Raw genomic sequence first — 26,351 nt, forward strand, 5'->3', positions numbered from 1 at the left:
AGCCAGGCGCACTGCGCCGCGAGCGGGCAGGCCGCGCAGCCGGGCTGGCGCGCGGTGCACACGAGTGCCCCGAGCTCCATCACCGCCACCGCCCACGTCGCCGCCGTGGCCTCGTCGTCGGGCACCACCGAGGCGGCCCGCTCCCGCTCGGCGCGGGTGAGACCGGCCGGCGGCAGCTCGTCGCCGCCGAGCACCCGCGCCAGCACGCGACGCACGTTGGTGTCGAGCACGACGTGGCGCTGGCCGAAGGCGAAGGACGCGATGGCGGCGGCGGTGTACTCGCCGACCCCGGGCAGCGTGAGCAGGACGGCGTGGTCGCGGGGCACCTCGCCGCCGTGCTCGGCGACGATGGCGGTGGCCGCGGCGTGCAGGCGCAGGGCGCGTCGCGGGTAGCCCAGGCGGCCCCAGGCGCGCACGGCCTCGCCCGTGGGCTCGGCGGCGAGGTCGCCCGGCGTCGGCCAGCGCTCCATCCACGCGGCGTGCACGGGCAGCACCCGGGCCACCGGGGTCTGCTGGAGCATCAGCTCCGAGACCATCACCGACCACGCCGACGCCTCGGGCCGACGCCACGGCAGGTCGCGGGCGTGCTCGTCGTACCACTCCAGCAGGGGGGCGTGCAGGCTGCTCATCGCCGCCATTCTCACCCGGGCCGGCGCGACCCCGGTGTGGCACCCCGACCGGACGGGCCGGGCTGGCTACGGTGACGGCCATGACGTCGCTGACCCGCGGACCGCTGCCGGCGCGCGTGTACTGGGTGCGCCGCGGCATCGTGCTCCTGCTGCTCGTGCTCCTCCTCGTGGCCCTGGTGCGGATCGTCGGCGCCCTCAGCGGCGGCGACGAGACCCCGCAGGCCGTGCAGACGGCCGCCGACCCGGCGCCGACCGCGGCGCCCGAGGCCAGCCCCTCGACCGCCGCCACCGACGCCCCCACCGCGGGCGCCAGCGTGGGCCCCACCGCCGAGCCCACCCGGCGCCCCGACCGGCCGCGCGCCACCCGCACCCCCGAGCCGGTGCCGGCGCAGCCCGACGGGCCGTGCGACGACGGCGAGCTCGAGGTGGTGCCGAGCGTGACCTCGGCCGTGGCCGGCGGCGAGGTGGGCATCGACGTGGCCGTGCGCTCCCTGGACTCCGAGGCGTGCACCTGGACGACCTCCGCGCGCGAGCTGACCCTCAAGATCACCTCGGGCGACGACGAGATCTGGACGACGCGCGAGTGCCGCCGGGCCGTCGTGCCGCAGGACGTCGTGGTGCGCAGCGCCGAGGCCACCACGGTGGAGGTCGTGTGGTCGGGGCGCCGCTCCGACGCCGAGTGCACCCGCGCGGCCGACTGGGCGCTGCCGGGGTGGTACCACGTCGCCGCGGCCGCGATCGGCGGCGAACCCGCCGACGTGCAGTTCCGGCTGCTCTCGCCGGTGCAGGAGGCCGAGCAGGAGGCGCAGGACGAGGCCCGCGAGGGCGGTCGTCCTCAGACGTAGCGCTCGAGGATGGTCGACTCCGCCAGGCGCGAGAGTCCCTCCCTCACGCTGCGGGCGCGCAGCTCGCCCACGCCCTCGACGGCCTGGAGGTCGTCGATGCCGGCCGAGAGCAGCTTCTGCAGGGTGCCGAAGTGGTCGACGAGCCGGTCCACCACCGATCCCGGCAGGCGCGGCACCTTGGCCAGCAGCCGGTAGCCCCGCGGCGCCACGGCACCGTCGAGGTGCTCGCCGTTGCCCAGCCCGAGCACCCGGGCGGTGGCGGCCGGGTCGACCAGCTCCGTGGGGCTCAGCGCCTCGAGACGCCCGAGCAGCTCCTCGGGGCTCTTGCTGCGCCGCCCGGCGGGCAGGTAGTCGCGCACGACCAGCTCGCGCTCGGCGTCGACCCCGGTGACCAGCTCCTCCAGCTGCAGCGAGAGCAGGCGGCCGTCGGTGCCGAGCTCGAGCACGTAGTCCTCGATCTCGCGGGCGATGCGGATGACCATCTCCAGGCGCTGGGCCACGACGGCCACGTCGCGCACCGTCACGAGGTCCTCGACCTCGAGCGCCGACAGGGTGCTCGACACCTCGTCGAGACGCAGCTTGTAGCGCTCCAGCGTGGCCAGCGCCTGGTTGGCCCGGGAGAGGATCTGGCCGGAGTCCTCCAGCACGTGGCGGGTCTCGCCGACGTAGGCGGCGATGATCTGCATCGACTGCGACACCGAGATCACGGGGTAGCCGGTCTGCTTGGCCACCCGGTCGGCGGTGCGGTGACGCGTGCCGGTCTCCTCCGAGGGGATCGTGTGGTCGGGCATGAGGTGGACGGCCGCGCGGATGATGCGCGTGTTGTCCTTGTCGACGATGATCGCGCCGTCCATCTTGGCCAGCTCACGCAGGCCGGTGGCGGTGAAGGGCACGTCGAGGGTGAAGCCGCCCGTGGCGATGGACTCCACGGTCTTGTCGTGGCCGAGCACGATCAGCGCGCCGGTGCGCCCGCGCAGGATCCGCTCCAGACCGTCGCGCAGGGAGGTGCCGGGAGCGATCGAGGCCAGGGTCGCGCGCAGGCGCAGGGTCTCGTCCGAGCGGTCGGCGACCACGGGGTCCTCCAGGGTGCGGGTCGGCGGCCCCGGCGGCCGCCACGGGGAGTCTAGGCGCCCGTGCGCCCGCCTGCGCGGTCATGGCGTGGTCGTGACGCCGTTGTGACCCGCGCGGGCGCTGCCTCGGGCCCGGGCTCAGGTCTGGGGCACCCGCGGCGGGCGGACCTCGTCGCGCCCGACCAGCCGCAGCAGCCGCAGGGCGGAGGCGACGTCGGGCACGTCGAGGACCTTCATGCCGTCGACGACCCACGACTCCGGCGAGCGCCGCGCGGCCTGGCCCGGCTCGGAGGGCACGACGGCCACCCGGAAGCCCAGCCGGGCGGCCTCGGCCACCCGCTGCGGCAGGTCGCGCACCCGGCGCAGCTCACCGGCCAGGCCGATCTCGCCCATCGCCACCACCCCGGTCGGCGGCGCGACGCCGTGGCTGGCCGAGACCAGCGCGATCGCGAGGGCCAGGTCGCTGGCCGGCTCGTGGAGCCGGGCGCCGCCGACGGTGGAGGCGAAGACGTCGTGGGCGTGGAGCCTGACGCCGCAGTGCTGCTGGAGCACGGCCAGCACCATCGCCACGCGCGAGGAGTCGAGCCCCGACGTCGTACGCCGGGGACGCTCCAGCGCGGAGGGGGTCACCAGGGCCTGCACCTCGGCCAGCAGCGGGCGCCGCCCCTCCAGGGTGACGGCCACGCAGGTGCCGGCGACCTGGCCGTGGTGCTGCTCGACGAAGAGGCCAGTGGGGTCGGTGACCGCGGTGATGCCGTCGGCGGAGAGGTCGAAGCAGCCGACCTCGTCGACCGGGCCGAAGCGGTTCTTCATGGCCCGCACCATGCGGAAGCGTGAGTTGCGGTCGCCCTCGAAGTGCAGCACCACGTCGACGAGGTGCTCGAGCACCCGCGGGCCGGCGATGGAGCCGTCCTTGGTGACGTGGCCGACCAGCACGGTGGTGATGTTGCGGGTCTTCGCCACCCGGATGAGCGCGGCGGCGACCTCCTTGACCTGGGTGACCCCGCCGGGCACGCCGTCGACGCCGGAGGCGCCGATCGTCTGCACGGAGTCGACGACCAGCAGCGTCGGGCGGGTCTCCTCGATGTGGGTCAGCACCGCGCCCAGGTCGGTCTCGGCGGCGAGGTAGAGCTCGGGCTGCACCCCGCCGGTGCGGTCGGCGCGCAGCCGCACCTGCGAGGCCGACTCCTCGCCGGTGACGTAGAGCGTGCGGTGGCGCAGGCGCGCGGTCTGGGCGGCGACCTCGAGCAGCAGCGTGGACTTGCCGACGCCGGGCTCGCCGGCCAGCAGGATGGCGGCTCCGGGCACGAGGCCCCCGCCGAGGACCCGGTCGAGCTCGGGCACGCCGCTGGTGCGGAAGGAGGACTCCTCCACCGACACCTCGCCGATCGGCACGGCCGGGGTCGTGACGGGCGCCGCGGCGGCGCGGTGGACCGGCGCCGAGGCCTCGGCCACCGAGCCCCACGCCTGGCACTCGCCGCAGCGGCCGACCCACTTGCCGGTCTCCCAGCCGCACTCGGTGCAGCGGTAGCCGGGACGGGCTGCGCGGGTGGAGGTCTTGGCCATGGGGCGCACGCTAGGCGACCCCACCGACAGCGCCCGCGGCCCGGGCCCCGCCGCCCCGCGCGCCCGGCGCGGCGGGGCCGGCGACCTCACCCCGGAGAACGGGGGACGGCGCCGCGGCGGCAAAGTTATGCTTCTGCTTGGATCGATCAAGAGCACCGGCCGCCGACGGCCGGAGCGAGCTGTCAGGAGACGCCGGTGGGGGTGCGGAACGCGTCGCGCGGGCCCGGTCGCCCTGCCGTCCCCACGGGCGCTCCGCCCACGCTGGCCGACGTGGCCGAGCGGGCCGGCGTCTCGCGCCAGACGGTCTCCAACGCGGTCAACAACCCCGACCTGCTGCGCGCCGACACCCTGCTGCGCGTGCAGCAGGCCATCGCCGAGCTGGGCTACCTGCCCAACCGGGCCGCCCGCAACCTGCGCACCCGCTCCTCCCACCTGATCGGCCTGCGCATCAGCGCCGCCCAGGAGGGCACGGCCAACGCCACCATGGACCGCTTCGTCCACTCCCTGGTCGAGACCTCCCGCGACGCCGGCTACCACGTGCTGCTCTTCGCGGGGGAGGCCGACGACCCACTGTCGGGCTACGACGACCTGCTGCGCTCCACCGCGGTCGACGCCTTCGTCGTCACCGACACCTACCTGGGCAACCCCCAGGCGGGCTGGCTCGGGTCGCGGCGGGCGCCCTTCGTGGCCTTCGGCCGGCCGTGGGACGCCCCGGAGGCCCACCACCCCTGGGTCGACGTCGACGGGGCCGCGGGCTGCGAGCTGGCCACCCGCCACCTGCTCGAGCGCGGCCACCAGCGCGTCGCGTGGATCGGGTGGCGCAAGGACTCCCCGATCGGGGAGGACCGGCGCGAGGGCTGGCGTCGCGCCCTGCACGCGCAGGGGCTGTCCTCGGCCGGCCTCGCTGCCCGGGTCGACGACACCGTGACCAGCGGCGCGCAGGCCAGCGCGGCCCTGCTCGACGACGCCGCGCCCACGGGCTTCGTGTGCGCCTCCGACACCCTGGCGATGGGCGTGCTCCAGACCCTGGCCGCGCGCGGGCTGACCCCCGGCCGCGACGTCGCCGTCGTCGGCTTCGACGACTCCCAGGTCGCCCAGGTCGTCACCCCCGGTCTCACCTCGGTGCGCCAGCCGCTGGAGCAGGTGGCGATCGAGATCGTCTCCGCCCTCGAGGGCCTGCTCGGCCACCCGCCCCGCGTCGGCGACGGCGTCCTGCTCACCCCGACCCTCGCCGTGCGCGGCTCCAGCTGACCGCTGCGGCTAGAAGCGCTTCCACCACAGGTTGACGGCGTAGTCGACCTCGAGGCCCTCGTGCTCGCCGAGCACGGCGTCGGCCACCGGGCCCGGCAGCTCGACACGGGTGACCGCCTCGAGGTCGGCGCGGGAGGTGAAGCGCCAGCACACGTCGAGCGGCACCCGCGTCCAGCCGCGGGTCGACCAGAAGCGCTCGACGACCGCGGGCGGGTCGAGGTGCGGGTAGCCCCGGCGGAACCAGTCGCCGAAGGTGGAGCGCGTGGGGTCGTTGTCGACCACGAAGGCCGTGCCGCCGCGGGCCACCACGCGGTCGAGCTCGGCCAGTCCCGGCTCGCAGCCGGGTCCGAAGAAGTAGGCCCACCGCGCCTGCACGACGTCGACCGAGGCATCGGGCAGCGGCACGTCCTGCGCGGTGCCCTGGAGCACGCCGACGCCGGCCAGGCGCGACGTACGCCGGCGCGCCAGCGCCACCAGGTCGGGGTGGGGCTCGACGCCCACGACGCTGCCGGCCCGCTCGGCCCACCGGGGCAGGTGGAAGCCGGTGCCGCAGCCCAGGTCGAGGAAGCGCTGCCCCGCCCAGTCGTGCAGGGACGCCATCGCGGCCTCGATGCGCCGCTCGGGGTCGACCGCGGTGTTCTCGAGCTCGTAGGTGGCGGTGTGGTGCCAGATGTTGGGGCTCGGCACCGCACCGGGCGAGGGGCGGCTCACGAGCCGTCGCCGACCGGCGTCAGAGCCGGACGAGACCCGACGGGGTCTGCAGCTGCACCGCGATGATGCCGGGGGTGCCGTGCGGGGCGACCCACTCCACCTTGACGTCCTCGAGCGGCGCCTCGACGGTCTCGCCGAGCCACTCGCTGACGCGCTGCGGGTCGCCGGCGATCTCCAGGCAGGCCAGCGCGTAGCCCTCGTCGGCGCCCTGGCTGGGGTGCAGCTCGGCGGGCACCTCCCACTGCAGGAAGAACGGCAGCTGCGGGTCGGCGATGAGGCCGTTGAGGCCGATCTGCTTCCAGCGCAGCTCGGTGCCGTCGGGGCGGTGCCGGCTGCCCTGCGCGGCCTCGCGGCCCAGGCGCTGCTCGGCGACGCTGATGTCGTCGACGGCCACGGCCCAGCCCAGCCAGCCGCCGCCGAGGGCGGAGCGGGCGCGGACGGCCTGGCCGAAGGGGGCCTTGTCGGAGGCGGGGTGGTCGAGCACCTCGACGATTTCGAGGTAGGTGCCCCCCGCCAGGGCCAGGGTCATGTTGCGGGTGCCGAAGCGGGGGTGCACACCGCCGTCGCTGAACTCGCGACCGAGCAGGCGCCCGATGCGCTGGGCGGTGCCCGCGAGTCCGTCGGGTCCGGCGGCGTAGGAGAGGTGGTCCAGGCGCATGTCAGGAATTGTGGACAACACGCCCGCAGCGCTTGACACCGGGGTCGGGTTCTCTCGACATCGAGAGTTCTTTACTCGCGGGTCCGGCCCGGCGAGGGGCGGGGCGACGGGTCAGGGCGGGGCGGGGCGCAGGTCAGGGCCGGGGGTCGGCCGGGTGCAGCGCGAGGGCGCTGCGCGAGCGCACGTGGGCCTCGCAGTGGCGCGCGAGCTCGGCGTAGGCCTCGGGGCCCATGAGGGCGGTGAGCTCGGGGGCGTGGGTGAGGTAGACCGGCTCGGGGGCGACGTGGGCCTCGGTGTTGCCCGAGCAGTACCAGTCGAGGTCGTGGCCGCCGGGGCCCCAGCCGCGGCGGTCGTACTCGCCGATCGAGACCTCGGTGACCTCGGTGCCGTCCTGGCGCTCGACCTCGCGGAAGGTGCGCCGGATCGGCAGCTGCCAGCACACGTCGGGCTTGGTCTCCAGCGGCTCGCGGCCCTCCTCCAGCGCCAGGGCGTGCAGCGCGCAGCCGGCGCCGAGGGCGGAGCCGGGCCGGTTCTGGAAGATGCAGGCGCGCTGGCCGTCGACCTCGGTGACCAGCGTCTTGCGCGCCCCCTCGTCGTCGGTCTCGACCCACACCGAGGCGTCGACGGCGCCGGGGGCGGCGTCGGGCCCGCCCGGGTGCTGCTGCCACAGCCGGCCGTCGAGGCGCGCGACGTGGCCGGCCACGCGCTCCTCGTCGCCCTCGTCGGCGAAGTGCGCCCCGAGGGTGCAGCAGCCGACGTCGGGGGCGTCGGCGTAGATGCCGGCGCAGCCCTGGCCGAAGATGCAGGTGTAGGACGAGGTCAGCCAGGTCAGGTCGCAGCGCATCACCTCGGAGGCGTCGGCGGGGTTCTCGAACTCCACCCACGCGCGGGGGAACACCAGGTCGACCTCGGGCACCCGGCGAGCCTACGGGGAGTACGTTGAGGTCATGCGTCTGGGCGTGCTCGACATCGGTTCCAACACGGGCCACCTCCTCGTCGTCGACGCCCACGGCGGGGCGGCGCCGCTGCCGGCGTACTCCTACAAGGAGCCGCTGCGCCTGGCCGAGGTGCTCGACGAGCACGGCGCGGTCTCGCAGGCCGGCATCGACGCGCTCACGGCCTTCACCGCCCAGGCCGTCGTGGTGGCCGAGGACAAGGGCTGCGAGGACATGATCGGCTTCGCCACCTCCGCGGTGCGCGACGCGGTCAACTCCGAGGCCGTGCTCGACCACGTCGAGGCCCGCACCGGTGTGCGGATCGGCGTGCTCTCGGGCGAGGACGAGGCCCGGCTCACCTTCCTGGCCGTACGCCGCTGGTTCGGCTGGTCGGCGGGCCGCCTGGTGGTCTTCGACATCGGCGGGGGGTCGTTGGAGATCGCCGGCGGTGGCGACGAGGCGCCCGACGTGGCGTGGTCGATGCCGCTGGGGGCCGCCCGGCTGGCGCGGCAGTGGTTCGGCGGTGGTCCGCCCGACGACGACGCCATCAAGAAGCTGCGCAAGCAGATCCGCGCCGACATCGCGCGCGACGCCGGCAACCTGCTGCGCGCCGGAGCCCCCGACCGGGCCGCGGCCACCTCGAAGACCTTCCGCTCCCTGGCCCGCATCTGCGGGGCCGCGCCCTCCGGCGACGGCCCGCTGGTGCCGCGGGTGCTGCCGCTGGCCGAGCTGCGCGAGTGGATCCCGCGGTTGGTCACCATGACGCCCGAGGAGCTCGCGGCCCTGCCCGGCGTCTCCCCGAGCCGCTCGCACCAGATCCTGCCCGGCGCGCTGGTGGCCGAGGCGTGCATGGACATCTTCGACCTCCAGGCCCTCGAGATCTGCCCGTGGGCGCTGCGCGAGGGCGTCATCCTCGAGCGGCTCGACCAGATCAGCGTGCTGGGCTGACCCGGGTGAGCGATCCCGTCCCCGCCCCGGCGGGCGGGCCGACCCGCGTCGGCCTGTCCACCTCGTCGGTCTACCCCGAGTCGGCCGCCCGCGGCTTCGAGCGCGCCGCCGCCCTTGGCTACGACGCCGTCGAGGTCATGGTCGCCCTCGACCGGATCACCCAGGACCCCACCGCGCTGCGCCAGCTCTCCGAGCACCACGGCGTGCCGGTGTGCTCCGTGCACGCCCCCTGCCTGCTGCTGACCCAGGCCGTGTGGGGCGCCGAGCCGTGGGCCAAGCTCCAGCGCTCGGCCGACATGGCCCACGAGCTCGGCGCGGAGGTCGTGGTGGTGCACCCGCCGTTCCGCTGGCAGAAGGACTACGCCCGCGGCTTCGTCGACGGCATCGCCGCGCTGGAGGAGTCGACCGGCATCCGCTTCGCGGTGGAGAACATGTACCCCTGGAAGGCCACCTCCAAGCGCGGCGTCGAGGTCTACCAGCCCGGCTGGGACCCCTCGGCCGAGCCCTACGCCAACACCACGATCGACCTGTCCCACGCCTCCATCGCCGGCTCCGACGTCGTCGCGATGGCCGAGCGGCTCGGCCCGCGGCTGCGCCACGTGCACCTCACCGACGGCAGCGGCTCGGCCAAGGACGAGCACCTCGTGCCGGGGCGCGGCTCCACCGGCGCCGACCGGTTCCTGCGCCACCTCGGCGCCAGCGGCTTCGCCGGCGACGTGGTGGTCGAGATCAACACCCGCCGCAGCGGCAGCGAGGAGGCCCGCGAGGCCGACCTGGCCGAGTCTCTGGCCTTCGCCCGCGAGCACCTCGCCGGCTGAGCCCGCCGGCGCGGCAGCGGCCGCCCCGATGCAGCCCGCCCTCGCCACGGGAGCCGCAGGGGCCCGTCGTAGATTGACGTCATGTCCCTGCTCCGCCAGCCGCTCCTGCTCCTCGCGCGGAGCTCCCAGGTCAAGAGGCTCGTCAGCACCATGCCGGTCTCCGCGGGCATCGTCCGCGGCTACGTGCCGGGGGAGAGCACCGACGCCGTGGTCGCGGCCACGGCGGCGCTGGTCGACGACGGCCTGACCGTCACCCTCGACCACCTGGGCGAGGACACCACCGACCGCGCCCAGGCCGAGGCCACCGTCGCGGCCTACGTCGAGGTGCTCAAGGCGCTCGCGGCGCGCGGGCTGACCCGCCACGCCGAGGTCTCGGTCAAGCTGAGCGCGATCGGGCAGTTCCTGCCCGACGACGTCGCCCCCGAGGGCGGCCACCGCCTCGCGCTGGAGAACGCCCGCACCATCTGCCGCGCGGCCCGCAACGCCGGCACGTCGGTGACCCTCGACATGGAGGACCACACCACCACAGACTCGACGCTGGCGATCCTGCGCGACCTGCGCAAGGACTTCCCCGAGACCGGTGCCGTGCTCCAGGCCTACCTCCACCGCACCGAGGACGACTGCCGCCAGCTGGCCTACGAGGGCTCGCGGGTGCGGCTGTGCAAGGGCGCCTACAACGAGCCCGAGTCGGTGGCCTACCAGGACCGCCTCGAGGTCGACCGGTCCTACGTGCGCTGCCTCAAGGTGCTCCTGGCCGGTCAGGGCTACCCCATGATCGCCACCCACGACCCCCGCATGGTCGAGATCGCCTCCTCGCTGGCCAGCCGCTTCGGGCGCCAGCCGGGCAGCTACGAGTTCCAGATGCTCTACGGCATCCGGCCCGAGGAGCAGAAGCGGCTGGCCGGCGAGGGCGAGACCGTCCGGGTCTACGTGCCCTACGGCCAGGAGTGGTACGGCTACCTGATGCGACGCCTCGCCGAGCGTCCGCAGAACCTGTCATTCTTCCTGACGTCCCTCATCTCCAAGAAGTAGCTCCGAAGGAGGCGCCGCGCATGGCGCAGACCGCACCCGCCGCCCAGACCGCGATCATCGGGGCGGGGGTGATGGGCGAGACGCTGCTCTCGGGTCTCGTGCGCGCCGGTCGCCGCGTCGACCGCCTGCTGGTGGGGGAGAAGCGCGCCGAGCGGGCCCGCGAGCTCGAGGAGCGCTACGGCGTCTCGGTGGTGGGCAACCTCGAGGCCGCCACCCGCGCCGACACCGTCGCCCTCGTGGTCAAGCCCCAGGACATGGGCGACGTGCTCGCCGAGATCGCCCCGGGGCTGCGCCCCGGGCAGCTGCTGGTCTCGCTGGCCGCGGGCATCACCACCGGCTTCATCGAGGAGCGGGTGCCCGAGGGCGTCGCCGTCGTGCGGGTCATGCCCAACACCCCGGCCCTGGTCGACGAGGGCATGGCCGGCATCTCGGCCGGCTCGCACTGCAGCGAGGCCGACCTCGCCGAGGCCGAGGCGCTCATGGGCTCGGTGGGCCGCGTGCTGCGCATCCCCGAGCGCCAGCAGGACGCCGTCACCGCCATCTCGGGCTCGGGCCCGGCCTACATCTTCTTCGTCGTGGAGTCGATGATCGAGGCCGGTGTGCACCTCGGGCTGCCGCGCAGCACCTCCACCGACCTGGTCATCCAGACCCTGGTGGGCTCGGCCAAGATGCTGCGCGAGACCGGCACCCACCCCACCGTCCTGCGCGAGCAGGTCACCTCGCCCGGCGGCACCACGGCCTCGGCGCTGCGCGAGCTGGAGCAGCACGGCGTGCGCGCGGCCTTCCTGGCCGCGATGGAGGCCGCGCGCGACCGCTCGCGCCAGCTGGCCCAGGGCCAGTGAGGTCGGGCCAGTGAGGTCGGGCCTGCCGTGGGCGTGGGGCACGACGCCTGCCGACCTCGCGCGGCCGCTCCCGGTCGACGCGGTGCTGCCCGAGCGCGGGGAGGGCGCAGCGGTCACGATGGACCGCGCCGTGCCGGTCGCGGCCCCGGCGGGCCTGACGTGGCGCTGGCTGTGCCAGACCGCGGTGGCGCCGTACTCCTACGACCTCGTCGACAACCTGGGCCGGCGCAGCCCGCGGCAGCTGACGCCGGGGGCCGAGCGGCTCGAGGTCGGCCAGCGGATGCTGGGGGTCTACGAGTTGCTCGCCGTCGACGAGGGCCGCTCCTGGACCGCGGTCACCACGGCCTCGGCCAGCCGCCCGCTCGGCCCGATCGGCGTGACGTACGCCGTCGTGCCCGACGACGACGCGGGCGCCGGGCCGTGCCGGCTGGTCTGCCGGATGACCGCCCGCGGGGCGACCCGCCCGCAGCGGCTGCGCGCGGCCGCCCTGGCCTGGGGCGACCTGGTGATGATGCGCAAGCAGCTGCTGACGCTGGCGGCCCTGGCCGAGCGCGACGCCCGCCGCTGAGGTGCGCGGCGTCGCGGCCTGCCCGTGGCGCGCCCTGGCAGGCTGGGGCCATGAGCGATCCCGACGTGCGGTTCTGGTTCGACCCGGTGTGCCCCTTCGCGTGGATGACCAGCCGCTGGGTGCGGCTCGTGCAGTCGCAGCGCGACTACGACGTGGAGTGGCGCTTCATCTCGCTGCGGCTGCTCAACGCCCACGTCGACTACGACGCCCACTTCCCGCCGGAGTACGAGGCCGGCCACACCGCCGGCCTGCGCATGCTGCGGCTGTGCGCGCAGGCGCGGGACGACCACGGGCCCGACGCGGTGGCCCGGCTCTACCCCGCGCTGTCGACCCGCGTCTTCGACGTCGCGCCCGACGCCTACGACCCGACCGACCTCGACGGCCTCGTGGCCGCCGCCCTCGAGGAGGCGGGCCTGCCCGCCGGGCTGGCCGCGCACCTCGACGACACCGACCGCGACGCCCAGCTCCAGGCCGAGACCGACGAGGCCCTCGCACTCACCGGCAAGGACGTCGGCACCCCGATCCTCCACGTCGCACCGCCCGAGGGCGCCGCCTTCTTCGGCCCGGTGATCAGCCGGATGCCGAGCGAGGAGGAGGCCGGCGAGCTGTGGGACCACGTGGTCGGCCTGGCCCGCTTCCCGGGCTTCGCCGAGCTCAAGCGCAGCCTGCGCGAGAAGCCGCAGCTGCGCTCCTTCGGCGTCGAGCCGGGTGACGTGGGCGGCCAGGAGGACTGGCACGCCGGCAGCCGGCGGCAGAAGAAGTAGGGGAGCGGGCCGTGAAGGTGCTGCGCACGCCCGAGGACCGCTTCGCCGCGCTCGAGGAGGACTGGCCCGCCTCCTACGCCGAGGTCAGCGACCCCGACGACCCGCCCGAGGCCGCCCTGCGGATGGCCTACGTCGACCTCGGCCCGCGCTCGGTGGAGGCGCCGGTCGCCCTGCTGCTGCACGGCGAGCCGACGTGGTCGTTCCTCTACCGCGACGTGGTCGCCGACCTCGTCGCCCGCGGCGTACGCTGCGTCGTGCCCGACCTGGTGGGCTTCGGTCGCTCCGACAAGCCCGTGCGCGTGGCCGACCACTCCTACGCCCGTCACGTCGAGTGGGTGCGCGAGCTGGTCGTCGACGTGCTCGACCTGCACGACGTGGTGCTCGTGGGCCAGGACTGGGGCGGCCTGATCGGGCTGCGGCTGGTCGCCGAGCACCCCGAGCGCTTCGCGGCGGTGGTCGCCGCCAACACCGGGCTGCCCACGGGCGACCGCGACATGCCCGAGGTGTGGTGGGACTTCCGCCGCGCGGTCGAGCTCGCCGAGGTGCTCGACGTCGGCCGCCTGGTCGCCTCCGGCTGCGCCCGCCCCTTGCGCCCCGGCGCACGCGAGGCCTACGACGCCCCCTTCCCCGACGAGGCCTTCAAGGCCGGGCCCCGCGCCATGCCCCTGCTCGTGCCGACCCGGCCCGACGACCCCGCGACCGCGGCCAACCGTGCGGCCTGGGAGCGGCTGGCCCGCTGGGAGCGGCCGTTCCTCACCGCCTTCAGCGACCTCGACCCCATCACCGGGGCGATGGCCCCGGTGCTGCGCCGCGCGGTGCCGGGAGCGGCCGGCCTGGAGCACCCGGTGGTCACGGGCGCGGGCCACTTCCTGCAGGAGGACGACGGGCCCGCGCTGGCCGCGGCCGTCGCCACCGTGCTCGACCTCTGAGCCGCGGGCCCGGCGCGGCCCCACGCCGCACCGGGGTAGCGTCGAGGGCGTGCCCGTCTGCCCCGGACCTTCCACGGTCGTCTTCGACCCCAGCCTGACGGCCTACGACTTCGGCCCCGGCCACCCCATGTCGCCGCTGCGGGTCGACCTGACCATGCGGCTGGCCGAGGAGCTCGGTGTCGTCGGCGAGGGCGGGCTGCGCATGGTGCCGGCCCCCATGGCCGACGAGGAGCGTCTGGTCACGGTGCACGACCCCGCCTTCATCGAGGCTGTGGTGCGCGCCGGCAGCTCGGGGCGCGCGGAGCCCGACTTCGGGCTCGGCACCGAGGACGACCCCGTCTTCCGCGGCATGCACGAGGCCTCCGCCCACGTGGTCGGCGCGAGCGTCGAGGCCTTCCGCCAGGTCTGGTCGGGGGACTCGCTGCACTCCGCGAACATCTCCGGCGGCCTGCACCACGCGATGCGTGACCGGGCCAGCGGCTTCTGCATCTACAACGACGTCGCCGTCGGCATCCGCTGGCTGCTCGACCAGGGCGTGGAGCGGGTGGCCTACGTCGACCTCGACGTCCACCACGGCGACGGCGTCGAGCGCGCCTTCTGGGACGACCCCCGCGTGCTCACCGTGTCGCTGCACGAGACCGGGCAGCTGCTCTTCCCCGGCACGGGCTTCGCCACCGACACCGGCGGCGAGGGGGCGGAGGGCTCCGCGGTCAACGTCGCGCTGCCCCCGGGCACCGGCGACGCCGGCTGGCTGCGCGCCTTTCACGCCGTCGTGCCCCCGCTGCTGCGCGAGTTCGCCCCGCAGGTGCTCGTCACCCAGCAGGGCTGCGACTCCCACGCCGACGACCCGCTGGCGCACCTGATGCTCTCCGTCGACGGCCAGCGCGCCGCCTACCTCGCCCTGCACGACCTCGCCCACGAGGTGTCGCAGGGGCGTTGGGTGGCGCTGGGCGGCGGGGGCTACGAGCTGGTGCAGGTCGTGCCGCGGGCCTGGACCCACCTGCTCGCGGTGGTGGGAGGTCGCCCGCTCGACGCGCTCTCGGCCACGCCGGGCGGCTGGCGCGAGCACGTCGAGCACACCCTGGGCGTCAACGCGCCGCTGCGGATGACCGACGGGCAGGACCCGGCGTACCGCGACTGGGCCGACGGCTACGACCCCGACACCTGGCTCGACCGGGCGGTGCACCAGACCCGGATGGCGGTCTTCCCGCTGCACGGTCTCGACCCCATGCCCTGACTGGACCACCGCCCTTCCGGGGCGGTCCGATCCGGCCCGTGCAAGCCGACACGCCGAGCTGATCAGTCCAACTCGCGTCCCCTCTTCCCCACGAGTCACTTCTGGCCCTATTCTCACGGCTACGTGGCCGTGGGAGCACTGGCGGGGAAGCTGGTGGCGTGCCGCAACAGAAAGTCGGTGCTCGATGATTGCCAACACGCCCGGAGACATCTCCGACGCCAATTTCCTGACCGTCGCCGAGGTGGCGGCCATGATGCGCGTCTCGAAGATGACGGTCTACCGCCTGGTGCACAACGGCGACCTCGCCGCGGTGCGCGTGGGTCGTTCCTTCCGCGTCCGTGAGGAGGACGCCAACGAGTACATCCGGCGCAGCTTCTACGACGCCGGCTGACCGCCCTGCCGGCGGGGACGGTCTGCTCGGGCGACCCTGATTCTGCGGCTCACCTCCGGGCGGATAGGCTGACCGGGCCCTGCGTCGACACGCAGGGCCTACCAGTCTCGAAAGGTTCACCCGTGGGTTCTGTCATCAAGAAGCGGCGCAAGCGCATGGCCAAGAAGAAGCACCGCAAGCTGCTCAAGAAGACGCGCGTCCAGCGTCGCAAGCTCGGCAAGTAAGACCGGCCGGTCGGTCGAGGTGTCGTGAGCCGCGTCGTGCTCGTGACCGGGGTCTCCCGAGACCTCGGTCGCCGCTTCGCGCGCACGCTGGCCCTCGACCCGACCGTCAGCCGTGTCATCGGCGTCGACGTCACCCCGCCCCGGGGCGACTTCGGCGACGTGTCGTTCGTGCGGGCCGACATCCGCAACCCGGTGATCGCCAAGGTGATCGCCAAGGAGGACGTCGACACCGTCGTCCACATGAGCGTCATCTCCACCCCCAGCGGCGCCGGGGGCAGGAACTCGATGAAGGAGCTCAACGTCATCGGGACGATGCAGCTCCTCGCGGCGTGCCAGCGCGCCGAGAGCGTGAGCCGTCTCGTCGTGAAGTCGACGACGACGGTCTACGGCGCCAGCAACCGTGACCCGGCGATGTTCACCGAGGACATGGAGCCCCGGCGTCCCGCCCGGGCGGGCTACGCCAAGGACGTCGCCGAGATCGAGGGCTACGTCCGCGGCTTCGCGCGGCGCCGACCCGACGTGGGCGTCACCATGCTGCGCTGCGCCAACGTGATCGGGCCCCACGTCTCCAGCCCGATGACGTCCTACTTCCGCAGCCCCGTCGTGCCCACCGTGCTCGGCTACGACGCCCGGCTGCAGTTCCTGCACGAGCGCGACCTGTTCTCCGCGCTCAGCCACGCCGTGACCGAGGACGTCGCCGGCACCTACAACGTCGCCGGCGACGGCATCCTCATGCTCTCGCAGGCCGTACGCCGCCTCCAGCGCCCCACCGTGCCGCTGCCCGGCCTGGCCCTGGGACGCCTCTCCTCGACGCTGCGCTCGACCGGGATCGCCGACCTGTCGCCCGAGCTGCTCGGCATGCTGACCTACGGCCGCGGTGTCGACACCACGCGCATGCGCGAGGGTCTCGGTTTCACCCCCGAGTTCAGCACCGCGGAGGCCTTCGCCGACTTCGCCGCCCTCATGCCCAGCGGCCCCCGGCGCAGCGAGCGCGTGCTCGCCGGGCTCGGCCGGGTCTTCCCCGTGCCCGACCCCGACCCGGTCGGCCCCCGCGCCGTGCCGGCCCTCGGGAGCGACCGTGGGTGACGCCGAGATCATCCCCATCGGCACCCGCGGACGGCCCGGACGAGGCACGGGCACGGCGCCGTCGTCGGCCGCCCGCGGTCTCGCCGGCGGAGCCGGCGGCGAGCCGCGTCCGGTGCGACGCAAGGCCGACGCCGCCCGCCGCGCCGACGCGGCGACCGGGCCGGTGGACGAGGCCCCCGACGCCCCGGACCCCGCCACCGAGCCCGCCGCCGAGCCCGCCACCGAGCCCCTCGTCGAGCCGTCCGGCACGGAGCCTCCCGCTGCGACCATGACCGAGGGGGAGTCGCCGCGGCCCGCGGTGACCGCGCGCGAGCGGCACCCGCACGCCGGCATCCCGGCCGCCGACCTGCTCGCGGCCTTCCAGCACGCCAGCCGGGAGCTGTTCGGCGAGCAGTGGGAGGCGCAGCTGGCCCACTTCCTGGCCTTCCTGCGCCGTCGCGTCACCGGCGACTACGCCGTCGACGAGTACGGCTTCGACCAGGAGGTCACGCAGCGCTTCTTCATGGCGGCTCTGCGTCCGATCGCCGAGAAGTGGTTCCGCATCGAGGTGCGCGGCATCGAGAACATCCCGGCCGAGGGCGGTGCCCTGGTGGTCTCCAACCACTCGGGCACGCTGCCGATCGACGGGCTGATGACGATGGTGTCGATCCACGACCGGGCCGAGCGCTTCCTGCGCCCGCTCGGCGCCGACCTGGTCTTCCGGATGCCGTTGGTCAGCTCCCTGGCCCGCAAGAGCGGCGCCACCCTGGCCTGCTCCGAGGACGCCGAGCGGATGCTGCGCGGCGGCGAGCTGGTCGGGGTGTGGCCCGAGGGGTTCAAGGGGATCGGCAAGCCCTACTCGCAGCGTTACAAGCTGCAGCGCTTCGGTCGCGGCGGGTTCGTCTCCGCCGCCCTGCGTACCGGCGTGCCGATCGTGCCGCTGTCGGTGGTCGGCGCCGAGGAGATCTACCCCCTGATCGGCAACATCCCGTCGCTGGCCCGCCTGCTGGGCGTGCCGTACCTCCCCATCACGCCGCTCTTCCCGCTGCTCGGGCCGCTCGGCCTCGTGCCGCTGCCCTCGAAGTGGCTGCTGGAGTTCGGCGAGCCGATCCGCACCGACGAGTTCGACGCCGGTGCCGCCGACGACCCCATGCTCGTCTTCGACGTCACAGACCAGGTGCGCGAGACCATCCAGCAGACGCTCTACACGCTGCTGATGGAGCGCGAGTCCGTCTTCCGCTGATCCTCGTCGCCCGTCCGGCACCGGCAGGCCCGGCAGGCCCGGCAGGCCCGGCCCGGGTGGTCGCAGTCGATCAGCCGCCGGTGAGCGGGTCGGTCAGACCGCCCACGACGCCACCCACACCACCGACGACGCCGCCCACGGTGTCCTCGAGGTCGTCGACGACCTCGCCGAGGTCCTCACCCACGTCGCCACCGCCGGGACCCGAGACGGGCTCGTCGCCGTCGAGGAGGTCGGTGAGGGGGTCCTTGCCGCCGCCGGTGGAGGGGGAGCCGTCGTCGCCGCCGCCACCGCCACCGGGGGAGGGGCTGGGGAGCACCTCGGTGGGGCCGGTCTGGCCGCCCTGCGGCGGCACCGTGACACTGCCGGGCCCCAGCGGCTGCTGGCGCTGACGGGGACGGGTGGTCTCGGAGTCGGCGCGCGCGCCGGTGCCGGCGGTGAGCACGTCGTCGCTGAGCCGGCCGACGGCCTGCAGCAGCCACGACGGGATCCGGGTGATCCCCTCGCCGGCGCAGGCCGGGCACAGCTGGTCGACCTGCGCGTCGATGGTGGCGAGCACGTCGCCGGCGCGCACGAGGGAGCCCCGGGTCTCCTCGGGCAGCAGGCCCGAGAGGGCGTCGAGGTCCGCCAGGCTGGTCGCGGTGAAGTCCTTGAGCTCGGTGATCGAGCCCTCCCGACCGGTCTCGGCGTAGTCGCCGATGAGCAGGTCGCCGGCCTCGGCGGCCTGGACCGCGAAGTCGTCGAGGGTGCGGGTGATCACCGCGGTGTCCTCGACCTCGCCGGATCGGCTCAGCTGGTCGACCTCGGCCAGACGGCCCGAGGCGTTGGCCAGGAGCGTCGCGCCCTTGTCGTCGTCGCCGACGCTGACGCCGGTGTGGGCGTTCTCGATCGCGCGCTTGAGCGGGTAGAGCACGTCACCGGGCAGCGCGCTCTGGGCGGCCACGGCCATCGTGGAGGTCGCGCCGACGACCGCGAGACCACCGATGGCGGCGGCGAGGCGCCGCTCGCGACGGCCGTGGCGGGGAGCGACGGTGAGGCGGTCGACGACCGCGGGGGACGTGCGCGTGGCGACCAGCTCCGAGGCCGCCGCGGTCATCAGCCGCTCGCGCAGGTCGAGCACGAAGTCGGGCCGCGGCTCGGGGGCGGGCTCGGCGCGCAGGGCCTCGACGAGGGCGAGCAGCTCGGCGTGGCGTGCCGCGTCGGCCCGGCCGGTCGAGGCGTCCTCGACGAGACGGGCGAACTCCTCCGCGCGGCGTCGTGCCGGGCGGAAGGCGTCGCGGTGACCGGTGCTCATCCCTGCTGTCCTGTCGTCGTCGCCGAGGGGCTCGGCAGATGGGTCGGGGCGCCGGACGCGCGGTGGGCCGACACCAGGGAGAACGACGCGCCGGGCGCGAAGGTTACGCCTCGTGACGAGGCGATCGCCACGGGATCGCAGCAGGGTGCAGGCACTCGGGCAGGCACGCTGCGCAAGCGGGGGAGGGAGGCGGCGGAGGCGGTCATCAGTCGCGGATCCCCTCGGGCATCAGCTTGGCCAGGTTGCGCACGCCGCGCAGCTGGAGCTGCTTGATCGCGCCGTCGCTGCGGCCGAGCACGGCTGCGGTCTCGGCGATGCTCATGCCCTGCAGGAAGCGCATCACCAGGCAGTCGCGCTGCTCGTCGGGGAGCTCGCCGAGCGCGCTCACCAGCATCTCGTTGGTCAGGCCCGCGAGCACGGTGGCCTCCGGACTCTCGGTCGCGTCGTCGTGCTGACCCATGTCCTCGGTGGTCAGCTCGAGGCGGGTGCGACCGGCCTTGAAGTGGTCGGTGGCCAGGTTGCGCGCGATGGTCATCAGCCAGGCGCCGAAGTCCTTGCCCTGCCAGCGGAAGTTCTGCATGCTCCGCAGCGCGCGGAAGAAGGTCTCGGAGGTGAGGTCCTCGGCCAGCGAGGAGGACCGGGTGCGGTAGTAGAGGAAGCGGTAGACCGCGACGTGGTAGTGGTCGTAGAGCAGGCCGAAGGCCTCGCTGTCGCCACCGCGGGCCAGCTCGACCAGCGCGATGAGGCGGGTGCGGTCGGCCTCCGACTCCTCCGACGACGTGGCCAGGTCGCCGTCGCCGAAGCCTCCGGGTCTCCCGGCCCCGGGGACCCCGGGACGGTCGTCGGCGCCGGCGGCCTCGGTGCGCAGGGCGGACCAGGCGGGGCCGTCGGGGGCCAGGAGGGGCGTGGGGGCCAGCAGGGTCGCGACCGCGGCGCGCAGGGCGTCGAGCCCGCGCGCGACGTCATCGGCGTCCCACGGCATGTCGCTGCGTCCTCCCCACGTGCTCCCCCACAGAGCCACTCGATGGTAGGACGCCGCGGAGCCGGTGGGAATGGAATCGGGCAAATGAAATGTGACACGGAGTTACATCCCCGGGTCGTGCGGTGGCGCCGGTGGAGGCGCCGGCAGTGGCGCCGGCAGTGGCGCCGGCAGTGGCGCCGGCAGTGTGCCGACGACTCCGGAGGTTCAGCCGCGGCGGCCGCGCACCGCGACGCCGGCGGCGACGGTGCCGCTGACGGCCCCGGCGGCGGCACCGACGAGCAGCCCGGCGCGGGCGGCCTTGCGCCCGGTGCGGTAGTCGCGGACGCGCCAGCCCTGCTCGCGGGCGTGGTGGGCCAGCCGGGAGTCGGGGTTGATGGCGCAGGCGTCGCCGACCATCGAGAGCATCGGCAGGTCGTTGAAGGAGTCGGAGTAGGCCGAGCACAGGGAGAGGTCGAGGCCTTCCCGGGTCGCCAGGGCGCGCACCGCCTCGGCCTTGGCCGGGCCGTGCAGCATGTCGCCCACCAGGCGGCCGGTGTAGACGCCGTCCTCGGTCTCGGCCACCGTGCCCATCGCGCCGGTCAGCCCGAGCCGTCGCGCGATGATGCGGGCGATCTCGACCGGTGCGGCCGTGACCAGCCAGACCCGCTGCCCCTGGTCGAGGTGGAGCTGGGCGAGGGCCCGGGTGCCGGGCCAGATGCGGTGGGCCATGGCCTCGTCGAAGATCTCCTCGCTGAGCTCCTCCAGCTCGGTCACGGTGTGACCGGCGATGAAGCCGAGCGCGGAGTTGCGGGCCTCGGCGACGTGGTCGGGGTCCTCCACGCCCACCACCCGGAAGTAGGCCTGCTTCCAGGCGGCCCCGACGATCTCGCGGGTGGTGAAGAACTTGCGCCGGTGCAGCCCGCGGGCGAGGTGGAAGATGCTCGCGCCCTGCATGACGGTGTTGTCGACGTCGAAGAAGGCCGCACGCAGCGGGTCGGCCGGCATGTGCAGGGCGGTCTCCACCTCGGCGGCCGCGGCCGCGGCCTCGCCGGCCAGCGTCGAGCGCTGCTGCAGGTTGGGGAGCGTGCGCCGCTCGGCCGGGGGTGTCACGGGACCAGACTAGGAGATGTGGCGTCGGTCTCCCACCCGTGCGCCGTGTGGGAAGATCGCCCGCATGCCGACGCCGTCCGACGCCGCCTCCGAGGCGGGTCTCAGCGGCCTGCTCGGCCTGGCCGCCAGCCGCAGCCCCGACAAGCTGGCCGTCGTCGAGGCCGAGGGCCCGCAGGCCCGCGGCGTCACCTGGGCCGAGCTCGACGACGAGGTCGGGCGGGTCGCCACCGGCCTCGGGGCCGCCGGTGTCGTGGCCGGACACCGGATCATGCTGGCCCTCGGCAACCGCATCGAGTTCGTGGTCGCCTACCTCGCGGCCCTGCGGGTGCAGGCCGTGGTCGTGCCGGTCAACCCCCGGGGCAGTCGCGACGAGCTGGTGCGCACGCTCGCCGACAGCGGCTCGCGCCTGGTGCTCGCCGACGCCGGCTCGGTCACCCGGGTCCGCGAGGCCGTGGCCCGGCTGACCGCGCTGCTCGACGCGCAGGACCCCGCCGACCCCGCCGACCCCGCCGACCCCGCCGACCCCGCCGACCCCGCCGGCGACACCTCGCCGCCCGTGCCCCCCGAGGTGCTGGCGCGGGCCCGGCGTCCGCGGCTGGTCGTCGTGGGGGCCACGCTGCGACCGGGCGAGCGGTCCTACGACCACCTGCGGGCCTCCGCGCCCTCGAGGCCCCACCCACCCCTGCGCGACCCCGAGGCCCTCGCCGTGCTGCTCTACACCAGCGGCACCTCCGGCCGCCCGCGCGCCGCGATGCTCAGCCACCGCGCCCTGCGGGCCAACCTCGAGCAGGTCGCGGCGGTGGACCCGCCGATGATCCACGGCGACGACGTCGTGCTCGGCGCCCTCCCGCTCTTCCACGTCTACGGCCTCAACGCCGTGCTCGGCGGGGTGCTGCGCCACCGCGCCAAGCTGGTGCTGGTCGACCGCTTCGACCCGCTCGACGCGCTCGACCTGATCGAGGACCAGGCGTGCAGCGTCGTGCCCGTGGCACCGCCGGTCTTCGCGGCCTGGCGCCACGACGAGCACCTCGAGGAGCGGCTCGGACCCGTCCGCCTGCTGCTCTCCGGGGCGGCCCCCCTCGCGCCAGAGCTGGTGGAGGAGGTCTTCGGCCGCACCCGGGTGGTCGTGCACCAGGGCTACGGGCTGACCGAGGCCGCGCCGATCGTCACCAGCACGCTGTGCAGCCGGCGCCTCCAGGCCGGCTCGGTCGGCGCCGCCCTGCCCGGCATCGAGCTGCGCCTGGTCGACGAGGCCGGTGGCACGCCGGAGGGCGAGGACCCCGGCGAGATCCACCTGCGCGGCGCCAACCTCTTCAGCGGCTACTGGCCCGACGGCAGCGACGGGCCCGACGCCGAGGGCTGGTGGGCCACGGGCGACGTCGGCTTCCTCGACGCGAGCGGCGACCTCTTCCTCGTCGACCGGGTCAAGGAGGTCGTCATCGTGTCGGGCTTCAACGTCTACCCCGCCGAGGTCGAGGACGTCGTGCGCGAGGTCGTCGGCGTGCGGGAGGTGGCCGTCGTGGCCAGCCCCGACCCCGCCACGGGCGAGACGGTCGTCGCCTACGTGCGCGCGCCCGGGCAGGTGCCCGAGGAGGTCGTGGCCGCGATCCGCTTCCGCTGCGACCTGCGCCTGGCGCGCTTCAAGCGCCCGACCCGCATCGAGGTCGTCGACGCGCTCCCGCTGACGGTGACCGGCAAGGTGCAGAAGGGCGTGCTGCGCGCCGCCGAGCGCCGCCGGGCCGAGGGGTCGGCCCCGTGAGCCCCGTGAGCCCTGCGGCGCCGCGGGTGCGGATCTACTCGCGGCCGGGCTGCCACCTGTGCGAGCAGGCGCGCGAGGTCGTGGCGCAGGTGTGCGCCGAGCTCGGCGAGCAGTTCGAGGAGGTGTGGATCGACGACGACCCCGCCCTCGTCGAGGCGTACGGCGACGAGGTGCCGGTCACGATGGTCGACGGTCGCCGCCACGACTTCTGGCGCGTCGACCCGACCCGGCTGCGGGCCGCGCTCACCCGGGGCTGACCCGCCCGGGGCCGCCGGGCCCCGCCCAGGACCGACCCCGTGCGCGTGGGTCATCTCACATGTGCTAGCCCGGGTCGCGCCCGTGCGGCGCGAGGCCCCGCGGCACGGCGCGGGAGAGGCGGCGGGCGGGCCGCGGGAGCGGCGTACGGCCGGTTTGTTCTCCCGTTCACAAACTCCTACAGTGAATTCGCCGCGAAGCGAATCCGGGCTGTCAGGCCCCCGCCGTCCGCGGCTGGGCATGGAGACAGAGCAGTGACCGCACGGACTTCCCCCGAGGCGTCCCGGGACATCCCCGAGGCCACCGTGGCGCGACTCCCCGTGTACCTGCGCGCGCTCACGAGCCTCGTCGAGGCCGGCACCCGCACCTGCTCCAGCGAGGAGCTGGCCGGTGCGGCCGGCGTCAACAGCGCCAAGCTGCGCAAGGACCTGTCCTACCTCGGCTCCTACGGCACGCGCGGCGTCGGCTACGACGTCGACTACCTGCGCTACCAGATCGCCCGCGAGATCGGCGTGGAGCAGGACTGGCCCGTCGTCATCGTCGGCATCGGCAACCTGGGCCACGCGCTGGCGAACTTCTCCGGCTTCCGCAGCCGCGGCTTCCGGGTGGTGGCCCTGCTCGACGCCGACCCGAGCCGCCACGACGAGGTCGTCGCCGGCATCGACGTGCGCCCCTTCGCCGACCTGGAGGCGATCGTGCGCGAGCACGGCGTGGCGATCGGCGTCATCGCGACACCGGCCGTGGCCGCCCAGGACGTCGCCGACCGCATGGTCGGCTGCGGCATCACCAGCATCCTGAACTTCGCACCGACCGTGCTGTCGGTGCCCACGGGGGTCGACGTGCGCAAGGTCGACCTGTCCATCGAGCTGCAGATCCTCGCCTACCACGAGCAGCGCAAGGCCCAGGGCGAGGCGACGCCCGCGACGACGGGCCCCGGCGACCCGGCTCACGACGAGCTGGTCCGAGAGGAGACGGCATGAGCGTCCTGGTCGTGGGGATCTCCCACAACTCCGCCCCGGTCTCGCTGCTGGAGCAGGTGGCGCTCGACCGCGACGGGGTGGCCAAGCTCGTCCACGACGTCGCCTCGTGCGACCACGTCACCGAGGCCACCGTCATCTCCACCTGCAACCGGCTCGAGGTCTACGCCGACGTCGACCGCTTCCACGGCTCGGTCGAGGAGCTGTCGACGCTGCTGGTCGACCGCGCGGGCGAGGCGACCGAGACGATGCTGCCGCACCTCTACGTGCACTACGACGACGGCGCGGTCTCCCACCTCTTCCAGGTCGCGGCCGGCCTCGACTCGATGGCCGTCGGCGAGGGCCAGATCCTCGGCCAGACCCGCGAGGCGCTGCGCCTGGGCCAGGAGCTCGGCACGGTGGGCACCTCCCTCAACGTGCTCTTCCAGCAGGCCCTGCGCGTCGGCAAGCGCTCGCGCGCCGAGACCGACATCGACCAGGCCGCCCCCTCGCTGGTCACCGCCGCGCTCGCCCGCGCCCGCGACGAGATCGGCGAGGTCGCCGGCCGCCGCGTGCTGGTGCTCGGCGCCGGGGCCATGGCCGGTCTGTCGGTGGCCACGGTGAGCCGGCTGGAGGCCGGCGAGGTCGTCGTGCTCAACCGCACCCCCGAGCGCGCCCGCCGCCTGGCCCGCGAGTACGACGCGCGCCCCGCCTCGCTCTCGGAGCTCGGCGCCGAGCTCGCCCACGCCGACGTGGTCGTCACGTGCACCGGCGCCACCGGGGTGCTCGTCACCCGCGACATGGTCGCGGCCGCGCGGCCCGACGGCCGCCCGCTGGTGCTGCTCGACCTCGCGCTGCCCCACGACGTCGACCCCGCGGTGGCCGACCTGCCGGGCGTCACCCTGGTCAACCTCGCCGAGCTGGCCTCCGAGGTGCAGGACTCCGACGCGGGCCTGGAGGTCGCCGCCGTGCGCAGCATCGTGACGCAGGAGGTCGCGGCCTTCCTCACCGCGCGTCGCCAGGCCAGCGTCACCCCGACCGTGGTCGCGCTGCGCTCGATGGCCACCTCGGTCGTCGACGCGGAGATGACCCGGCTGGGCAACCGCCTGCCCGACCTCGACGAGGCGGCGCGCGCCGAGATCCTCCACACGGTGCGCCGGGTGGCCGACAAGCTGCTCCACGAGCCGACCGTGCGCGTGCGCGAGCTGGCCAACGAGGCCGGCGCGGTCTCCTACGCCGCGGCGCTCGCCGAGCTCTTCGCCCTCGACCCCGAGGCGGTCTCGGCCGTGACCCGCCCCGCCGTGCCCGACGACGCCCGCCGGGGCTCGGCGTGAGCGCCCCCGTGCGCGTGGGCACGCGCCGCTCGCTGCTGGCCACCACCCAGGCCGGCACCGTGGCCGACCTGGTCCGCGACCTGCTGGGCCGCGAGGTGGTGCTCGTCGAGGTCACCACCGAGGGCGACCGCAGCCAGGCCGCCGGCACCCCGCTGGTGCAGTCGAGCTCCACCGGGGTCTTCGTCGGCGCCCTGCGCGACGCCCTGCTGCGCGGCGACGTCGACGTGGCCGTCCACTCGCTCAAGGACCTCCCCACCTACCCCGCCGCCGGCATCGCGCTGGTCGCCGTACCCGAGCGCGAGGACCCGCGCGACGTCGTCGTGGGCCGTGACGGGCTGACCCTCGGCGAGCTGCCGGTCGGCAGCCGGGTCGGCACGGGCTCGCCGCGCCGCGCCGCCCAGCTGCACGCGCTCGGTCTCGGTTTGGACGTCGTCGGCGTCCGTGGCAACGTCGACTCGCGCATCGCCAAGGTGCGCGCGGGCGACGTCGACGCCGTCGTCCTGGCGCGGGCCGGGCTGGCCCGGATCCACCGGCTCGAGGAGGTCAGCGAGGTGCTCGACCCGCTGCAGGTGCTGCCCGCCCCCGGGCAGGGCGCGCTGGCCGTGGAGTGCCGCGCCGAGGACCCCCTCGCCACCGACCTGGCCGCGCTCGACCACGCCCTCACCCGGGCCGCGGTCGAGGCGGAGCGCGCCGTCCTGGCCACCCTCGAGGGCGGCTGCTCGGCCCCCATCGGCGCCCTCGCGGACGTCGTCGAGGGCGAGGACGGCGACGAGCTGTGGGTGAGGGCCGTGGCGCTCTCGCTCGACGGAACCCTCTCGGTGCGGAAGTCCGCATCCGGGAGCACCTCCGACGCCGTCGGCGTCGGCACCCGGTTGGCGCAGGAGATGCTCGCCGACGGGGCAGGACAGCTGGACCAGCCAGGCCCAGCCATCGATACCGATCCAGACAGGGACTCATGA

28 protein-coding genes are annotated in these 26,351 nt (G+C 74.8%); 19 read left to right on the forward strand and 9 right to left on the reverse strand.

The genetic code is table 11. From position 1 onward, the window contains the following. Positions 1-629: A/G-specific adenine glycosylase (locus LPA27_RS12930; protein WP_228942700.1), on the reverse strand; the 629-nt coding region annotated here is incomplete at its 3' end. 80 nt (positions 630-709) lie between these two features. Here LPA27_RS12930 and LPA27_RS12935 point away from each other — a divergent pair. Then, on the forward strand, positions 710-1,474 hold the full coding sequence (locus LPA27_RS12935) for a hypothetical protein (protein WP_228942701.1): 765 nt from the start codon (positions 710-712) through the stop codon (positions 1,472-1,474). Here the strand turns inward: LPA27_RS12935 and disA are convergent. Beyond that, positions 1,465-2,547 carry a DNA integrity scanning diadenylate cyclase DisA gene (gene disA / locus LPA27_RS12940; protein ID WP_200919148.1) on the reverse strand — a complete coding sequence of 361 codons (1,083 nt, stop codon included), beginning with the start codon at positions 2,545-2,547 and terminating at the stop codon, positions 1,465-1,467. The genes LPA27_RS12935 and disA overlap by 10 nt on opposite strands. A 135-nt stretch (positions 2,548-2,682) precedes the next feature. Beyond that, a complete protein-coding gene (gene radA, locus LPA27_RS12945; protein ID WP_056864868.1) occupies positions 2,683-4,110 on the reverse strand; it encodes a DNA repair protein RadA in 1,428 nt (475 codons plus the stop codon). Positions 4,111-4,380: 270 nt separating this feature from the next. Between radA and LPA27_RS12950 the strand changes: the two genes are divergently transcribed. Further along, positions 4,381-5,361: a LacI family DNA-binding transcriptional regulator gene (locus tag LPA27_RS12950; RefSeq protein ID WP_228942702.1), complete on the forward strand. Its 981-nt coding sequence runs from the start codon at positions 4,381-4,383 to the stop codon at positions 5,359-5,361. A gap of 9 nt (positions 5,362-5,370) precedes the next feature. On the opposite strand, the gene LPA27_RS12955 is transcribed toward LPA27_RS12950, so the two are convergent. The 3 genes from LPA27_RS12955 to LPA27_RS12965 form a co-directional block, all read right to left on the reverse strand. After that, the gene (locus LPA27_RS12955) at positions 5,371-6,072 is read right to left on the reverse strand and encodes a class I SAM-dependent methyltransferase (protein WP_056905296.1); all 702 of its coding nucleotides are present in this window, start codon (positions 6,070-6,072) and stop codon (positions 5,371-5,373) included. A gap of 19 nt (positions 6,073-6,091) precedes the next feature. Next, positions 6,092-6,730, reverse strand: a complete 639-nt coding sequence (locus LPA27_RS12960; protein ID WP_056864866.1) for a VOC family protein — start codon at positions 6,728-6,730, stop codon at positions 6,092-6,094. Between the two features lie 133 nt (positions 6,731-6,863). Next, positions 6,864-7,646, reverse strand: a complete 783-nt coding sequence (locus LPA27_RS12965; protein ID WP_056864865.1) for a hypothetical protein — start codon at positions 7,644-7,646, stop codon at positions 6,864-6,866. Between the two features lie 31 nt (positions 7,647-7,677). On the opposite strand from LPA27_RS12965, the gene LPA27_RS12970 reads away from it, so the two are divergent. From LPA27_RS12970 to LPA27_RS13025, 12 genes are all read left to right on the forward strand, one after another. Next, on the forward strand, positions 7,678-8,613 hold the full coding sequence (locus tag LPA27_RS12970) for a Ppx/GppA phosphatase family protein (protein ID WP_056864864.1): 936 nt from the start codon (positions 7,678-7,680) through the stop codon (positions 8,611-8,613). 5 nt (positions 8,614-8,618) lie between these two features. Then, positions 8,619-9,431 (forward strand): sugar phosphate isomerase/epimerase family protein, encoded by an 813-nt coding sequence (locus LPA27_RS12975; RefSeq protein WP_193661948.1) that lies wholly within the window; start codon positions 8,619-8,621, stop codon positions 9,429-9,431. An 87-nt stretch (positions 9,432-9,518) separates the two neighbouring features. After that, positions 9,519-10,463 carry a proline dehydrogenase family protein gene (locus LPA27_RS12980; RefSeq protein WP_056905457.1) on the forward strand — a complete coding sequence of 315 codons (945 nt, stop codon included), beginning with the start codon at positions 9,519-9,521 and terminating at the stop codon, positions 10,461-10,463. A gap of 20 nt (positions 10,464-10,483) precedes the next feature. Next, positions 10,484-11,305 (forward strand): pyrroline-5-carboxylate reductase, encoded by an 822-nt coding sequence (gene proC / locus LPA27_RS12985; protein WP_056864862.1) that lies wholly within the window; start codon positions 10,484-10,486, stop codon positions 11,303-11,305. Between the two features lie 10 nt (positions 11,306-11,315). Beyond that, the gene (locus LPA27_RS12990; protein WP_228942703.1) at positions 11,316-11,873 is read left to right on the forward strand and encodes a hypothetical protein; all 558 of its coding nucleotides are present in this window, start codon (positions 11,316-11,318) and stop codon (positions 11,871-11,873) included. A gap of 50 nt (positions 11,874-11,923) precedes the next feature. After that, positions 11,924-12,637 (forward strand): hypothetical protein, encoded by a 714-nt coding sequence (locus LPA27_RS12995; protein WP_193661951.1) that lies wholly within the window; start codon positions 11,924-11,926, stop codon positions 12,635-12,637. Positions 12,638-12,648: 11 nt separating this feature from the next. After that, the gene (locus LPA27_RS13000) at positions 12,649-13,566 is read left to right on the forward strand and encodes a haloalkane dehalogenase (protein ID WP_228942704.1); all 918 of its coding nucleotides are present in this window, start codon (positions 12,649-12,651) and stop codon (positions 13,564-13,566) included. A gap of 49 nt (positions 13,567-13,615) precedes the next feature. Beyond that, positions 13,616-14,803, forward strand: a complete 1,188-nt coding sequence (locus LPA27_RS13005) for an acetoin utilization protein AcuC (protein ID WP_056864858.1) — start codon at positions 13,616-13,618, stop codon at positions 14,801-14,803. Between the two features lie 184 nt (positions 14,804-14,987). After that, positions 14,988-15,194, forward strand: a complete 207-nt coding sequence (locus LPA27_RS13010; protein WP_056864857.1) for a helix-turn-helix domain-containing protein — start codon at positions 14,988-14,990, stop codon at positions 15,192-15,194. Positions 15,195-15,316: 122 nt separating this feature from the next. After that, positions 15,317-15,418, forward strand: a complete 102-nt coding sequence (locus tag LPA27_RS13015; RefSeq protein WP_008356322.1) for a 30S ribosomal protein bS22 — start codon at positions 15,317-15,319, stop codon at positions 15,416-15,418. 24 nt (positions 15,419-15,442) lie between these two features. Next, positions 15,443-16,504 (forward strand): NAD-dependent epimerase/dehydratase family protein, encoded by a 1,062-nt coding sequence (locus tag LPA27_RS13020; RefSeq protein WP_228942705.1) that lies wholly within the window; start codon positions 15,443-15,445, stop codon positions 16,502-16,504. Beyond that, positions 16,497-17,726 (forward strand): lysophospholipid acyltransferase family protein, encoded by a 1,230-nt coding sequence (locus LPA27_RS13025; RefSeq protein ID WP_228942706.1) that lies wholly within the window; start codon positions 16,497-16,499, stop codon positions 17,724-17,726. Before LPA27_RS13020 ends, LPA27_RS13025 begins: the two co-directional genes overlap by 8 nt. Before the next feature lie 70 nt (positions 17,727-17,796). On the opposite strand, the gene LPA27_RS13030 is transcribed toward LPA27_RS13025, so the two are convergent. From LPA27_RS13030 to LPA27_RS13040, 3 genes are all read right to left on the reverse strand, one after another. Further along, positions 17,797-19,017, reverse strand: coding sequence for a DUF5667 domain-containing protein (locus tag LPA27_RS13030; RefSeq protein WP_228942707.1), 1,221 nt, complete (start codon positions 19,015-19,017; stop codon positions 17,797-17,799). Positions 19,018-19,222: 205 nt separating this feature from the next. Then, positions 19,223-19,999, reverse strand: a complete 777-nt coding sequence (locus LPA27_RS13035; protein ID WP_228942708.1) for a sigma-70 family RNA polymerase sigma factor — start codon at positions 19,997-19,999, stop codon at positions 19,223-19,225. A 204-nt stretch (positions 20,000-20,203) separates the two neighbouring features. Then, positions 20,204-21,088: an HAD family hydrolase gene (locus LPA27_RS13040; RefSeq protein WP_200919146.1), complete on the reverse strand. Its 885-nt coding sequence runs from the start codon at positions 21,086-21,088 to the stop codon at positions 20,204-20,206. Between the two features lie 64 nt (positions 21,089-21,152). Between LPA27_RS13040 and LPA27_RS13045 the strand changes: the two genes are divergently transcribed. From LPA27_RS13045 to hemC, 5 genes are all read left to right on the forward strand, one after another. After that, entirely contained in the window at positions 21,153-22,847 is a 1,695-nt protein-coding gene (locus LPA27_RS13045) for an AMP-binding protein (RefSeq protein WP_228942709.1), read from the forward strand. Continuing rightward, on the forward strand, positions 22,844-23,104 hold the full coding sequence (locus LPA27_RS13050; RefSeq protein WP_056905308.1) for a glutaredoxin family protein: 261 nt from the start codon (positions 22,844-22,846) through the stop codon (positions 23,102-23,104). Before LPA27_RS13045 ends, LPA27_RS13050 begins: the two co-directional genes overlap by 4 nt. Positions 23,105-23,356: 252 nt before the next feature. After that, positions 23,357-24,082, forward strand: coding sequence for a redox-sensing transcriptional repressor Rex (locus LPA27_RS13055; protein ID WP_228942710.1), 726 nt, complete (start codon positions 23,357-23,359; stop codon positions 24,080-24,082). Continuing rightward, positions 24,079-25,392, forward strand: a complete 1,314-nt coding sequence (locus LPA27_RS13060) for a glutamyl-tRNA reductase (protein WP_056864850.1) — start codon at positions 24,079-24,081, stop codon at positions 25,390-25,392. Before LPA27_RS13055 ends, LPA27_RS13060 begins: the two co-directional genes overlap by 4 nt. Further along, positions 25,389-26,351, forward strand: a complete 963-nt coding sequence (gene hemC, locus LPA27_RS13065) for a hydroxymethylbilane synthase (RefSeq protein WP_228942711.1) — start codon at positions 25,389-25,391, stop codon at positions 26,349-26,351. Before LPA27_RS13060 ends, hemC begins: the two co-directional genes overlap by 4 nt.

This window comes from Nocardioides sp. Leaf374 (genome assembly GCF_916862475.1).
Taxonomy (GTDB): Bacteria; Actinomycetota; Actinomycetes; order Propionibacteriales; family Nocardioidaceae; genus Nocardioides; species Nocardioides kribbensis.

Excerpts from the sequence above, each read along its gene's own strand:
- LPA27_RS12935 (WP_228942701.1), top strand. The coding sequence starts at position 710 with ATGACGTCGCTGACCCGCGGACCGCTGCCGGCGCGCGTGTACTGGGTG.
- radA (WP_056864868.1), bottom strand. The coding sequence starts at position 4,110 with ATGGCCAAGACCTCCACCCGCGCAGCCCGTCCCGGCTACCGCTGCACC.
- LPA27_RS12960 (WP_056864866.1), bottom strand. The coding sequence starts at position 6,730 with ATGCGCCTGGACCACCTCTCCTACGCCGCCGGACCCGACGGACTCGCG.
- LPA27_RS12970 (WP_056864864.1), top strand. The coding sequence starts at position 7,678 with ATGCGTCTGGGCGTGCTCGACATCGGTTCCAACACGGGCCACCTCCTC.
- proC (WP_056864862.1), top strand. The coding sequence starts at position 10,484 with ATGGCGCAGACCGCACCCGCCGCCCAGACCGCGATCATCGGGGCGGGG.
- LPA27_RS12995 (WP_193661951.1), top strand. The coding sequence starts at position 11,924 with ATGAGCGATCCCGACGTGCGGTTCTGGTTCGACCCGGTGTGCCCCTTC.
- LPA27_RS13010 (WP_056864857.1), top strand. The coding sequence starts at position 14,988 with ATGATTGCCAACACGCCCGGAGACATCTCCGACGCCAATTTCCTGACC.
- LPA27_RS13030 (WP_228942707.1), bottom strand. The coding sequence starts at position 19,017 with ATGAGCACCGGTCACCGCGACGCCTTCCGCCCGGCACGACGCCGCGCG.
- LPA27_RS13035 (WP_228942708.1), bottom strand. The coding sequence starts at position 19,999 with ATGCCGTGGGACGCCGATGACGTCGCGCGCGGGCTCGACGCCCTGCGC.
- LPA27_RS13045 (WP_228942709.1), top strand. The coding sequence starts at position 21,153 with ATGCCGACGCCGTCCGACGCCGCCTCCGAGGCGGGTCTCAGCGGCCTG.
- LPA27_RS13060 (WP_056864850.1), top strand. The coding sequence starts at position 24,079 with ATGAGCGTCCTGGTCGTGGGGATCTCCCACAACTCCGCCCCGGTCTCG.